Source organism: Paraburkholderia phosphatilytica, assembly GCF_003443895.1.
Classification (GTDB): domain Bacteria; phylum Pseudomonadota; class Gammaproteobacteria; order Burkholderiales; family Burkholderiaceae; genus Paraburkholderia; species Paraburkholderia phosphatilytica.
Genome location: NZ_QQOA01000004.1, coordinates 256,765 through 268,505, shown reverse-complemented (window position 1 = coordinate 268,505; position 11,741 = coordinate 256,765). Strand labels below are relative to the sequence as shown.

The following is an 11,741-nucleotide window of genomic DNA, read 5'->3' as shown; positions in this document are numbered from 1 at the left end:
CAACCCACGGTAAAGACCGAGTGTGACGCGTTCGGGTAGCGCGCGAGCGGGATGCGAAGTGCGGTCAGCGAATGCGAAACGCGCCGCTCGCGGCCGACGCTTCCAGCGCTTCAAGGTCCACGGTGATGCGCAGCTCGATGCGTTTCGCGCCGCAACGCCGCGCCCGCACCAGCGCCGCTTCGAGCAGCGCACGGACCGCGCTGACGCTTTCGCCCGCGGCGAGGCGCAACGCGGCATCGATGCGCTGCAGCTCGGGCCCGTACCATTGCTCGCCGGACTGCTCTGCGTGACCGACCGCCGAGCGCATCGCGACGCGCAGCGCGCCGGCCAGTTCGGCGTCGTGGTCCGTCGGCACGCGCGGCAGCAGCGTCGCGACGATCGCCACGTCGAGCAGCGCGATGTGGCCGCGGCCGATACGTTTGGCCGCGCCGGCCAGCAGGCGCCGCCCGGCGTCGGTGTCGCCGCGGCGCGCGTCGAGCCAGAGCTGCGCGTCGAGGCCCGCGCGCAACCAGCGCCGCAACCCCGCGAGCCGCGCGCAGGTGACGAGCGATGCCGCGCACGATTCAGCGAGCGTGACGTCGTCGTCGAGTATCGCAAGCGCGCAGGCCAGCGCGAGTGCGATGCTGCATGCGAGCGGCTCGCTCTCGTCTTCCGGTGCGCGCAATACGCCGCGCAGTGGCGCACTCGGCTGCGGCTCGCCGGTGAACCACAGCGCCGCCGCGAGAATCGCATCGGCGACGAGATGCAGCGACACGCCGAAGCCCGTCGCCATCGCATTCGCGTCGCGGATCGTCTCGCTGTCATAGACGGGCTCGTCGTGGATCACATGCACGTGCGGCGAACCATAGTGCTCGACGACTGGACTCAGCAGGCGGATCGCTTCGTCGAGCTCGCCGTGATACGCCTTCACGATGCCCCGCAGCCGCCACGCGTTCACTTCGGCCGCGGGCAGCTGCGCCGTCGCGGCGATCTCGTCGAATGCCGTGCAGAGCTGCATGCAGCGTTCGACGTTGCCCGCATCGAGCGCGCTCATGATCAGGCAGAACAGCGCGCGCAATCGATGCGGCGTGTCCGCGCAGACGGTGGCGAGCTGATACGCGCGCTCCCAGCTCGCGACGATCTCGTCCGACGCGCTGCGCTTCAACATCAGCGCGCGCGCCAGCACGGCACGCAGCCGCATTTCGTCGCGGATGCGGCGCATCGACACGGCGTCGGCGCGGATCAGCGCCGCGCGGATCCAGCCGACGTATTCGTCGATCAGCGACAGCACCACCCACAGTTGCGCCGAATGGTCGAGCATCGCCGCACACAGCTCGACCTTGTCCGACGCGATCGACCATTCGAGCGCGGCCCGCAGCGCGTCGATATCGTGGCGCACATGCGCCAACCCGCGCGGCGCGCGATCGTCCGCTTCGAGCCGTTCGATCTCGCGCGCAACGTAATGCGCGTGATGCGCGGCCGCCGCGTCGCTTTCGTCATACCGGTCGAGTTCGGCGAGCGCGAATCGCCGCACCGCGTTCGGCAGGCGCAGGCGCGCCACGCCGCCGCAATCGACCTCGTTGACGAGCGCGGCGTCGATGAGCGTGCGCAGCTGGCTGCCGTTGATGTCGCGCTGCGCGGCGTCGTGGTGCTGCATGCCGCGCGGCGCATCGAACGCATCGAGCACGTCGAGCGCCGCGTCGAACGAGAATGCGCCGGTGAATACGGCGAGCCGGCGCAGCGTGGCGCGCACCGGTTCGTCGAGCTCGCTGTTGAAGAGGTCGATCATCGTCTGCGCGATCATCGAGCGCGGCAAGGTGACGCGGCGCGCGCCGGTGCGGCGCGTCACGTGTGTATCGAGCGCATCGGCGCAACTCGCAATGGCCGCCTCGATGTTCGCGCCGGCGACGATGCGCGTCGCGATCGATGCCGCCGCCAGTTCGAGCGCGAGCGGCACGCCTTCAGTGCGTCGGCAGATGCGCGCTGCCGCGCGGAACGCAGCGGGTGCAAGCGCGAGCGTATCGAGCGCGAGCGTGTCGTGACCCGCTGCGCGCAGCGTTTGCGCGAGCCGCGCGCAGAGCAGATGCAGCGCGTCGTCGAAGAACGCGGCGGGCGTGCCGTCGCCGAGATCGGCCGGCACGCGCAGCGGCGCGATCGCAACCGGCAGCTCGCCCGCGATAAAGAGCGGCGAGCCGCAGGTGACGATCACGTGCAGCGAACAGGTGCTCGCGAGCAGCGCGTCCAGCGCCTGGCCGGCTGCTTCGGTCAGATGGTCGCAGTGATCGACGATCACCAGCATGCGGCGCTCGCCGATGCGCGCGGCGATCGCCGCGGGTTCGCCGAACCGTACGTTGGGTTCGAGACCGACCGCCGCGCCGATCGCGTTCGTAATGCGCTCGGGCTGACTCAGCGACGCGAGTTCCGCGCAGAACGTGCCGTCCGGGAAGTGCGACGCGAGTCGCGCTGCCGCTTCGGTAGCGAGCCGCGTTTTGCCCATGCCGGGCGCGCCGGTCAACGTGACGATGCGGCGCGTCGGCACGATCGCGAGCAGTTCGGACAGCTCCGCATGACGGCCGATGAACGGCGAAGGCGTGGCGGTCTGGCAGCGCAGCGCGGCGTCGGCGCTCATCGGCGCAAGGGCGGATAGCGATGGGACAGCGTGTGGATCGTTGCTCGTGGCCGACGCGAAACGTTCGGCGAACGCCGCGACTGTGGCCGGCTGTGTGACTGGCTGCGCACCAGACTGAGAGGCTGCGCCGAACGACAGTGTAGAGACCGAGCCGCGCGCGGCCGCGAGCGATGCGACACGACCCGGCTCGGCGGATGCCACCGACGACGTCGCAAGTGTTGCCGCAATGCTCGGCGCGTGCGTGCCATGCGTCGCGCCAACGTCGCCGCGATGCCGGCCGTGCGCGGCATCCGCGTTCGCATCCGGCGCGTCGACGATGCGAACCTCACCCGCGATCCGGTAGCCGCGCCCTGGCACTGTCACGATCAGGTCACGTTCTTCGCCGAGCGCGCGGCGGATCGCGGAAATCTGCGCCTGCACCGTGTTCGCATCGACGTGCGCGCCGTTCCATACGGTGTCGCGCAGATCGGCGGTGGATACGACGCGGCCGCGTGCCTCGAGCAACGCGGCCAGTACCGCGAAGGGCCGCGCGGCAAGCTCGATCACGGTACCGTCCGAAATCAGCAGTCCAGCTTCGCGCGCGAACCAGAAACGCGAAAAGGCGATTACCTGCCCAATCAGTCGCGGTAACGACATCGGGTCAGTCTCCGGCTTCGAAGTGGTCGGGGCAATCCGGCAGCGGATAATCTGCCGGCCTGGGCGCACGCACTGCGCGTACGTATCTTCAGACCGATGCATTATCTCGCGAAGTATGAGCAAATGCTTTCCAATCGCACAATTATTCGCGCTGCAGGTGCACAAGGCCTTGGATGGCTGCGTGCTGTGCATCGGGTCATCACGCGATGCTGCACCGCACTCGTAGCCCACGGGGTGACATGCAGCGGCAATCTACGAAGGCATGCATCGGCCCGCATAGTGGGAAACGCGTTCATGGCTCGCGCATCCTTTTCGTCAGCGCTCCCGCGGTCTGGCGTATCCGGCTTCGGGCGGCAGAACATTGCTTCGCGCTGCGTTCCCCGGCGGTCGCGCACAGATGCTAGCGTGGTGTCCGGTCGTAGTACGTGCAACCAGAACGCCTGTTTTACCGGCACAGCGAGGAGCCAGCATGCCTCCCATCGAATCCAGCGATATGCGCATCGGGCAGAACGCGGATCTCGCCACGACGCAGGACGCGCAGAAAGCCGAGCAGAAGCCGCAGCCTGCTGCGACGGCCACGTCGAACGCGGCCGGCAGCGACATGAAGGAACTGATGGCGATGCGCCGGCAGCGACCCACCGGCGTGCAGCACGCGCAGTTCGTGCCGTCGCAGGACGGCACGGCGGAGAAAACCGAACGCCCGGGCACGGGGCTGCGGCGTGGTCTCGACAACGGCGCGCTCGCGGGCATGAACGCGATGCAGCAGGCCATGCAGATGCAGTTTCAGGCGGCACAGCAGCGCTCGCAGACGCTGCAGCAGACGTCGTCCGAAGCGGCGCAACTGATCGAGTCGACCGCGGACGGCATGCGCAGCGCCGCGCGCTAACACCGGGTTCGTAGCCGCATTCGTCGTCCCTCACCTAACCTCGCGGGAGATGCGCGTGTCCCGTCGACACGTGGCAGGCGCACGACTGCATCCAGGATCGAACCAGCGAAGAGAGCGGCCTCACCCGTACAGGCTGTGACGCCGCTGTGAGCGGATTACTTGGCAGCCGACTTCATTGAATCTGCCAGACCGTTCGAGAATTGAGCGGCCGAGTTCACCGCCCCGTTCTCCATGTTCATTTCCTCTTCTTTCGACTGAAATGCCTCGGACATCATCTGGCTTTCTTCCATCTGGCTCATCATCTGCTGCATTTGCGCAGCTTCTGCTGCCATACCCATAATAAGTCCTCCAGAATTGAAAAGAGATGTTGGCCACGAGTCGACTACACGCCAACTTCTTCAGTCTATTAGCTGGTCTTTTTTTGGGGAGACCGCGGCGCGAACTTATGCACCCCTTCCCGAAGCGTTACTGGCGTGGACTATCGTGTCCGACAAAGGGTTGCGACATTTTCCAGGAGACGCGAGCAATGTCACGTTTGCCGAACCGGCCGCGTTCGGACTACAGAACATCGCTTCGCGCTCCAAAGCGATGCAGCGCGTGCGCGGTGCTAACGTGCACAGAACCCTGAAGGACCCTGGAGAAAGTGCGATGCCCTTCGAGCCGCTGGAACGCATGGAGACCGGGCGTCTGCTGTTGCGGCCGCTCGTGCCCGAAGACTGCCAGGCACTGTTCGAGCAGATGCTGGGCAATCCCGAAACGATGCGGGATCTTGCGCTCGCGCGCCATACCGACGCATGGCAGACGCACGACTACATCACCGAATCGATGGTGTCCTGGCGCTATGGCACGCGCTTTCGCTATGGCCTCTTCGGCATCGACGACGGCGCGCTGTGCGCGCTCATCGAACTGACGCCGCGTCCGCCGCAGGTCGAGCTGGGCGTCACGATCAGCCGCAAGGGCGGCAACCGGCGCCGGCGCGACGGCATCGCAGCGCTGCGCCAACTGCTCGACTGGCTGATCGCGCAGCCCGGCATCTACCGCATCTTCGCGTGCTGCGCGGTGGACGGACGCGCGTACAGCGCGATGGAGCGGCTGGGCTTCACGCGCGAAGGGACGATGGTCAATTACGAGGCACGGCCGAACCGGCAACAGGTGGCCGCCGACAGCTTCCTGTACGCGATGACGCGCAAGGTACCGCAGCCCGAACCGGTGGAAGCGGCCGTTGTGGCCGCGGTGTGCGACGCGATCGTGTGATCGTGTGATTGCTTCACCGCGACCCTGGAGCCATAGCAACATCGGCTGCGCGCATTGACGACGTCATGCGCGCAGCCAGAAGTACTCGCCCGACGCGATCCCTTCGAACATCTCGTCCGACGACTCGATGATGTTGCTGCGCCAGTAACGCCCGTGCTCCGCGTAGTGCGCGAGCAGCTCCGCGAGCAATTCGCCGTCGAGCTCGTCGCCGAACGGCAGACGCAGCACCAGCACGATGCCGCCCGTGTCGGTATCGAGACCGAGCTGCGCCTGGTCCTGCGCGTAGACGAGCAGGTTCGCTTCGAGCATCAGGCGGAACACGACGAGCGTGCGGCCGGCCGTCACCGTGCCGTAGTGGAAGTTCGCGTACATCGCGTCGAGGTCGCGGTCGAAGTAGTCGAGCCGCACATCGAAACCTTCCACCTCGATCGATCGCGTGTCGAGCACGTGATCGACGTCGGGCAGCCCGACCACCTGACAGAGCTCGGTCATGACCTGCGTATAGCGTTCGGTGCTCACACCGCGCTCCGCTCAGCGTATCGCCCGGTATGCATTCAGCGCGGCAGCGGGTGGTCCACGTCCTGCAGATGACCCACCACCCGCGATGCTGCCATGAAGCCGCGATACAGGCGCGCGAGGTTGTCACGATCGACCTGGCCGTTACCCTGTGCTTCGCCGATGCGCTGTGCGGTGGTTTCGAGCGCGCTGCGGATCGCATCGAGATTCGCGTGGTGTCGCGAGGCGAGCGTGCCCCGCAGATCGTCGAACTCGGCGGCATACGCTTCGATCGCTTCGTACATGTCGTTCTCCAGAAAACGGGTTGGGTGCAGCGTTATGTTGCGTGCGGCAATAACGGAGGCGTGTGGCGTTCAGCCCGACGTCTGCGAGCCGTTGTGTGCCGGTAGCGTGTTTGGATCCGGCAGCGGCGGGAACGACACGCCGCGCGCGGCGGGCGCCTGCGCGGCCTGCGTCGCGGATGCCTGCGCCGCCGATACCGCGGCGGCGGTGGCGTTGGTGTCCGTCGCCGCGGAGTTCGCATCCGCCGATGGCGACGAAGCGGGCAGATCGATCGCGAAGATGTGCTTCACGCCGTCAGGCGTCTCGGCGTAGCGGACGTCGTCGGACGAGACCATTTCGGAGTACGTCGCCGGCGGCGCATCGGCTGTCGCGACGGAAGTCTGCTCGGCCTCTATCGCGAGTCCCTTCACGTTCGAATCGAAATCGGCGCGGACGCGCGCGACGGCCGCCTCCAACTGATGCGTGTCCGCCACCTTGCCGGTGATCGTGAACTGGCCGTTGCCCGCGTACGCGACACGCGCGCCGGGAATGCCGAGCGAATCCTGGATGCTGCGCACGTCGTCCTGCGCGACGTCGTAGCGGCGTTCCACACCTTCAGGCGATACGCGGTCGAGGATTGCGCGCACGGCGGTGTCGTCGTTCGTCGTCGAGACGATGCCGGTGACCACGACCGCGTTGCCGAGCGCCTGCGCGTGCAAGCCTGTGACGTGCGATGCCGCGAGCGCCTGCGTGACGCGCAGCGTGCGGTCGTCCGCGCTCGGGGGGAAGGCCGCGCGGCTTAGCTGCGTCATGCCGAGCAGCGCACCCGCGACGATCACGCCGCCCAGCACCAAGCAGGCCGCAACCGCGATCAGCTGCCGGCGCCGGCGCTGCTGACGCTGGTACGACGCGAGCTGCGACTTCACGGGGCTCGCGAGCAAGGTGGACAACAGGTCGACGTCCGATGGCCACGCAACGTCGTCGGGGCCGATGCACAGCACCGTTTCGCCGAACTGCATCGGCACGAAGTCGACCAGCAGCACGTCGCCGGCTTCGTCGTTCGCGGCTTCCTCCGCTTCCGCGTCGTCCGGTTGCGCGCGCGCAATGCGGACCACGCCGGTCGTATCGACGTCGAGCGTTGCATCGGCGCCCTGCCAGTCGGTCAGGCGGATGTCGGCGTCGTCGTCGGTGCCGATGCGATGCGCGCCCGGCGTCAGCGCGAGCGCCGCGCCCGCATGAATGCCGGTCAGTACCCGGAGAGTCTTCATCGCGCTTCCTGTCGATAGCGGGTGTCGGACCACGATAGCGTGCGCGCGACGCGCAGTCGCGTCGCAACGCGAAGCCCGCGCATTGCACGCGAAGCCTGGTTACGCGGGGTGGTTATGTGCTTCCGCTGGCATCGTTGCGCGCCTGGATCGCTTCGACGGCGTGCCCCTGGTGCAGCGCGTCCGGTTGCGCGGGCCGGCCGGCGGCGAATGCCCGCATCCCATCGAGCCTCGCCAGCGCGGAATCGACCCATGCGAGCGGGCGCGGATGCTCGCCGTTCAGCGACATCAGCGGTGCGAGGAAGCGCATGTCGCGCAGACGGTCGCGTGCGGGCGTGGCGACTGCGTTCGCGTCCTGCGTGTGCACGGACGGTGCAGCGCGGGCGGATGCATGCTGGGACGATGGTCGACGCGGTGTCTGCGTGGTCGATGTCGTAGCGGGACGCGCAGCTTTTCGTTCAGTCGCGCGTTCGGCGAACATCGCGATGCCGCCCGACGTCTGCCGGCCGAAGCGCTTCTGCAGCGCGAGCCATGCGATGTTCAGATCGAGCGCGCGCGCATCGAGCGGCATCATCGGAGAACGGGCCAGTTCGTCGAGCAGGTCGAGCACGTCATCGGCCCAGGCTGCGCCGAACGCGTCAGGGCGCCGTGCCTCTTCACCCGCCGTCTCGGCGTGAATGGCCGCTTCGCCGAGCTTGCCGGTGATCGATGTGCCCTTGCCCTTGCCGGTGCCGTTGCGCGCCACCGTATCGAGAGGCTGCGCCGGGCGACCGTCACGGCCGCCGTCCTTGCCTGCATCGCCGCCATTGCCACCGCCCGGACCGCCACCACCGTTGCCACCGCCGTTGTGATTACTGCCGCCACTACCCTGACCGCTCCCGCCCTGGTGCCCATCCTGGCGTCGGCTGACCTTGTAGCGGTCCGCGGGCGTCACGACCTTCACGTTCAACCGCTTCGGCGTACCACCGCCTTTACCATCGCCGCCGCTGTTGCCATGACGGCCGCCTTGACCGCCATCGCGCCGGCGCATCACGCGATCGGAGGTTTCGTGCGCCGCCGCGCCTTCGCCCTCCGCACCTTCGCTCGCGCCTTCGCCGCGGCCCAGGCGCTTGAACAGCATCGCGCGCAGCCGGGCAAGCTGCTGCAGCCGCCGGAGTCTCTGCGAGCGCATCATCCGTGCGTGCGGCGAGTTGCCGCCGTACGCGAAGCTCGTGCCGTGATGCAGGGTGGCGCGCATCTCGCGCTCATGCACGCGATGCGCCTGCTGCGCTTCGGTCTCGCGCTGCAGTTCGGCGGCTTGGTTGTTCTGCTCCACGCGTGTCATCGGTCGGCTCCGTGCGTGCGATGCGAGTGCGGCCGCGGCGCTATTGCGGCAACACCGTGCGCATCATCTCGTTCGCGAAGTGCAGCACGGCCGCGCACGAAAGCGGCGCGACGATGACGATCGTCACGGTCACGGCGATCAGCTTCACCGCATGCGAGATCGACTGGTCCTGCATCGACGTGATCGCCTGCAGGAACGAAACCCCGAGTCCCACCAGCGCAGCGACGATCACGGCCGGCAACGACACGGTCAGGCACAGCAGCATGCCCTGCGAGGTGAACTGGATCAGCGTGTCCAACGGCATGGCGGCCTCAGCGGTAGGTCATCACGAGTCCGTGGATGAGCGTGGACCACCCATCCATCACGACGAACAGCAAGAGCTTGAACGGTATCGCGACGTTGGTCGGCGTGACCTGGTTCAGGCCCATCGCGAGCAGCACGTTGGCGATGATCAGATCCACCACGATGAACGCGATGTACAGCATGAAGCCGATCTTGAACGCGTCGGTGAGCTCGGTGAGCGTGAACGCCGGCGCGAGCACGATCAGGTCGTCTTCCTTCAGTGCCTGGGCCTGCTCTTTCGGCCAGACCATGTTCGCCGAGCGCAGGAAGAAGCGCTTTTCGCGTTCCTGCACGTGTTTCTCAAGAAACGTGCGGAACGGTTCGCGTACCGCGTCGAAGAGCTGCAGCATCGCCTGCGACGACTGCGGGGCGATCGGCTGGTTCTCGAGCGCCTTCGAAGCAGTGAGCCCGATCGGTGCCATCACGTACACCGACACGAGAATCGCGATGCCGTTCAGCACCATGTTCGGCGGCACCTGCTGCACGCCGAGCGCATTGCGCAGCAGGCCGAGCACCACGACGATCTTCGCGTACGACGTGACGACCATCGCGACGAACGGCACGAGGCTGATGACGACGATCGCGAGCAGCAGCCCGGTGATGTCGTTAAATTGAACCATCGCTCGTTCCGGGCGCGGTGCCGTTGCTGTTATGGGCCATCCGCACGATGCGCACGCCGAGGTGGTCGCCCACCGTCACCAGTTCGCCATAGCCGATCGTGTTGCCGTGCGCGACGAGCCGCAGGCGCGCATCGTCGAACGGCACCGGAAATTCGATCACGTAGCCCGGGCCGAGCGCAGAGAGCTGCGAGAGCGGCATCGCGAGCGTATCGATCTCGAACTGGACCGGCAGCTCCAGCTCGCCGACGCGGATCAGGTCGTCGGCGCGGTCGATCGCGAGACCCGCGTCGGCGAACGCCGGCTCCAGATGTTCTGACATGTAGGGCTCCTTGATGATGACGGGCGTGGTGCCGTCAAACTGCACGGCTGCGCATAGCCGTACGAGTCCGGGCGTTCCCCAGACCGCGACCGCGCACGGCGCGGCGGGGTCGGGCGTTGGGTGGCTTTCATCGTCTGCATTGCGCATCGCTTGATGCGGTTCGAACAGCTGCGCGTCGAACGACGGGAAGAGGGCGCGGAGCAACACGTCGCCGGGCTGCAGACGCGCGAGCGTGTCGATCGCAAGCGGCTTGATGCCGAGCACGATGCGGCCGGGCACCGGCAGGTCGTCGAACGTGGGCGCGACCGGCGCTTCCTTCACGAGCGCATCGATGCATTCGATCGCGCGCTCCGGCAGCGACAGCACGTGTTCGTAGCGAATGCGAGGCGCGCTGTTGCCGGTGTTTTCATCGGGTGGCAGCGAGAACGCGAGATACACAAAGGGTCCATCAAACTGCTGCGCGATGCGGCCTCGTGCGATGCCCGTCAGCCGCAGGTCCGTGAACTGCAGCTTGCCAAGCCGCGCGAAGAGCGGCTCCATCAGCAACCCGCCGACCGCGAGCGTCAACGCCTGTTGCCGCTTGAGCGATGCCGCCGATGCGGAGGCGTGGTCGGTATCCGCGGCGCCGAGCGCGATGCGCAGCGCCGGGTACTGGTCGAGATCGATCTCGATCGATGCGCTTGCAGGTTGCTCTGGCGCGTAGCGCGTACGAAAAGAGACGGTGAGCACGGCAGGGTCGCTCGCAGCGGGTGCGCTTCCGCCCGCGGTATCGCGCACGCTCACGCTTTCGAGATCCACCCCCGCCAGCGCCGCGCAGTGTGAGAAACGCAAGTCGCAGACGCTTTGCGTGAGCCGCAGCGTGTCGAGATCGACGGCGGGCAGCACGAGCTTCGCGATCGGCGCGGCATCGTTCGCGGCGTCGCTTCCCGGGCGGTGTGTCGCCACGCCGGCGGTCGCCAGCGGCGTTTGCGCGCGAGAAGCCGGCAACGTCGCGGCCAGCTCGTCGTGGAGCTCGGGAAGAGAAGCGGCCATTGGGTCAGCCCGTCACCAGACCGTCAATTGAATGTCGCGGGATTCGCCCCACGCGCGAAGGGTTGCATCGAGTTCTCGCTCCAGCATGGAACTATGGTCCAAGAGTAGCTGCTTTATCTCGGGATCCGCAGCGTCGAACCGAAGCTGCATGATGAAACGCGAAAGCGTCAGATAGAGCGTGGTGTGCGGAAAGAGATGTTCGTCGAGCGGCATCTGCACGTCCCAGTTGCCGGCGTTCGCGATCGCGGCATCGCTGCAGAAGCCGGCAATCTCGCGCGCGAGCGTGCCGACGAGATCGAGCACGCGCTGCTGCCGCGCGAACACCGACGACACGATCGGACCGGCCGCATGCGCGACGCGCGAGCCGAGCACGCGGTTCGCGGCGTTGTCGGTAGCGGGGAGTGGCGCGTCTTCTTCCGCGGGGAGGCGGTGCGCGAGCGTAGCGGGGCGCTCCTCTTTCTGCTCTTCGGCATCGGGTTGTTGCTGGGCTGCGCGCTGCGGCGTTTGCGCGGTTTGCGTGGTGCGCGCAACCGGCCGGTGCGGCGCGGTGCGCGCGCGCAGCAGTTTCGCGTAGTCGAAGCCGGCCGGCGTGTTGTCCGCGGGGGACCACCCATCGTCGGATTCCGCGCCGTTCGTATCGCGCAGGCGCTGTGACGAGATTGAGCTCATGGCGGCGCG

Annotated in this window: 12 protein-coding genes; 2 read left to right on the top strand and 10 right to left on the bottom strand. The window is 67.3% G+C overall.

Annotation, left to right across the window (positions count from 1 at the left end; all coding sequences use genetic code 11):
- Positions 1 to 64 precede the first annotated feature (64 nt).
- Positions 65 to 3,244, bottom strand: coding sequence for an ATP-binding protein (locus DVS29_RS06500; protein ID WP_164707855.1), 3,180 nt, complete (start codon positions 3,242 to 3,244; stop codon positions 65 to 67).
- Positions 3,245 to 3,713: 469 nt separating this feature from the next.
- Between DVS29_RS06500 and DVS29_RS06495 the strand changes: the two genes are divergently transcribed.
- Positions 3,714 to 4,130, top strand: a complete 417-nt coding sequence (locus tag DVS29_RS06495) for a hypothetical protein (RefSeq protein ID WP_124800604.1) — start codon at positions 3,714 to 3,716, stop codon at positions 4,128 to 4,130.
- Between the two features lie 155 nt (positions 4,131 to 4,285).
- Here the strand turns inward: DVS29_RS06495 and DVS29_RS37220 are convergent, their stop codons facing one another.
- Positions 4,286 to 4,462: a hypothetical protein gene (locus DVS29_RS37220; protein ID WP_164707854.1), complete on the bottom strand. Its 177-nt coding sequence runs from the start codon at positions 4,460 to 4,462 to the stop codon at positions 4,286 to 4,288.
- A 316-nt stretch (positions 4,463 to 4,778) separates the two neighbouring features.
- On the opposite strand from DVS29_RS37220, the gene DVS29_RS06485 reads away from it, so the two are divergent.
- The gene (locus DVS29_RS06485; protein ID WP_118179586.1) at positions 4,779 to 5,384 is read left to right on the top strand and encodes a GNAT family N-acetyltransferase; all 606 of its coding nucleotides are present in this window, start codon (positions 4,779 to 4,781) and stop codon (positions 5,382 to 5,384) included.
- Positions 5,385 to 5,447: 63 nt separating this feature from the next.
- Here the strand turns inward: DVS29_RS06485 and DVS29_RS06480 are convergent, their stop codons facing one another.
- The 8 genes from DVS29_RS06480 to sctP form a co-directional block, all read right to left on the bottom strand.
- Positions 5,448 to 5,903 (bottom strand): CesT family type III secretion system chaperone, encoded by a 456-nt coding sequence (locus DVS29_RS06480; RefSeq protein WP_118179585.1) that lies wholly within the window; start codon positions 5,901 to 5,903, stop codon positions 5,448 to 5,450.
- 35 nt (positions 5,904 to 5,938) lie between these two features.
- Positions 5,939 to 6,184, bottom strand: coding sequence for a type III secretion protein (locus DVS29_RS06475; RefSeq protein ID WP_118179584.1), 246 nt, complete (start codon positions 6,182 to 6,184; stop codon positions 5,939 to 5,941).
- Between the two features lie 69 nt (positions 6,185 to 6,253).
- Complete coding sequence (locus DVS29_RS06470; RefSeq protein WP_118179583.1) at positions 6,254 to 7,429, bottom strand: secretion protein; 1,176 nt, start codon at positions 7,427 to 7,429, stop codon at positions 6,254 to 6,256.
- Between the two features lie 112 nt (positions 7,430 to 7,541).
- On the bottom strand, positions 7,542 to 8,750 hold the full coding sequence (locus tag DVS29_RS06465) for a hypothetical protein (RefSeq protein ID WP_118179582.1): 1,209 nt from the start codon (positions 8,748 to 8,750) through the stop codon (positions 7,542 to 7,544).
- A gap of 40 nt (positions 8,751 to 8,790) precedes the next feature.
- Positions 8,791 to 9,054, bottom strand: coding sequence for a type III secretion system export apparatus subunit SctS (gene sctS / locus DVS29_RS06460; protein ID WP_118179581.1), 264 nt, complete (start codon positions 9,052 to 9,054; stop codon positions 8,791 to 8,793).
- A gap of 7 nt (positions 9,055 to 9,061) precedes the next feature.
- Positions 9,062 to 9,712, bottom strand: a complete 651-nt coding sequence (gene sctR / locus DVS29_RS06455) for a type III secretion system export apparatus subunit SctR (RefSeq protein ID WP_118179580.1) — start codon at positions 9,710 to 9,712, stop codon at positions 9,062 to 9,064.
- Positions 9,699 to 11,063 carry a type III secretion system cytoplasmic ring protein SctQ gene (sctQ, locus tag DVS29_RS06450; protein WP_118179579.1) on the bottom strand — a complete coding sequence of 455 codons (1,365 nt, stop codon included), beginning with the start codon at positions 11,061 to 11,063 and terminating at the stop codon, positions 9,699 to 9,701. The genes sctR and sctQ overlap by 14 nt, the downstream gene beginning before the upstream one ends.
- A 12-nt stretch (positions 11,064 to 11,075) precedes the next feature.
- A complete protein-coding gene (gene sctP / locus DVS29_RS06445) occupies positions 11,076 to 11,732 on the bottom strand; it encodes a type III secretion system protein SctP (RefSeq protein ID WP_118179578.1) in 657 nt (218 codons plus the stop codon).
- Positions 11,733 to 11,741: the final 9 nt, after the last annotated feature.

Excerpts from the sequence above, each read along its gene's own strand:
- DVS29_RS06500 (WP_164707855.1), bottom strand. The coding sequence starts at position 3,244 with ATGTCGTTACCGCGACTGATTGGGCAGGTAATCGCCTTTTCGCGTTTC.
- DVS29_RS06495 (WP_124800604.1), top strand. The coding sequence starts at position 3,714 with ATGCCTCCCATCGAATCCAGCGATATGCGCATCGGGCAGAACGCGGAT.
- DVS29_RS37220 (WP_164707854.1), bottom strand. The coding sequence starts at position 4,462 with ATGGCAGCAGAAGCTGCGCAAATGCAGCAGATGATGAGCCAGATGGAA.
- DVS29_RS06485 (WP_118179586.1), top strand. The coding sequence starts at position 4,779 with ATGCCCTTCGAGCCGCTGGAACGCATGGAGACCGGGCGTCTGCTGTTG.
- DVS29_RS06475 (WP_118179584.1), bottom strand. The coding sequence starts at position 6,184 with ATGTACGAAGCGATCGAAGCGTATGCCGCCGAGTTCGACGATCTGCGG.
- DVS29_RS06470 (WP_118179583.1), bottom strand. The coding sequence starts at position 7,429 with ATGAAGACTCTCCGGGTACTGACCGGCATTCATGCGGGCGCGGCGCTC.
- DVS29_RS06465 (WP_118179582.1), bottom strand. The coding sequence starts at position 8,750 with ATGACACGCGTGGAGCAGAACAACCAAGCCGCCGAACTGCAGCGCGAG.
- sctS (WP_118179581.1), bottom strand. The coding sequence starts at position 9,054 with ATGCCGTTGGACACGCTGATCCAGTTCACCTCGCAGGGCATGCTGCTG.
- sctR (WP_118179580.1), bottom strand. The coding sequence starts at position 9,712 with ATGGTTCAATTTAACGACATCACCGGGCTGCTGCTCGCGATCGTCGTC.
- sctQ (WP_118179579.1), bottom strand. The coding sequence starts at position 11,063 with ATGGCCGCTTCTCTTCCCGAGCTCCACGACGAGCTGGCCGCGACGTTG.
- sctP (WP_118179578.1), bottom strand. The coding sequence starts at position 11,732 with ATGAGCTCAATCTCGTCACAGCGCCTGCGCGATACGAACGGCGCGGAA.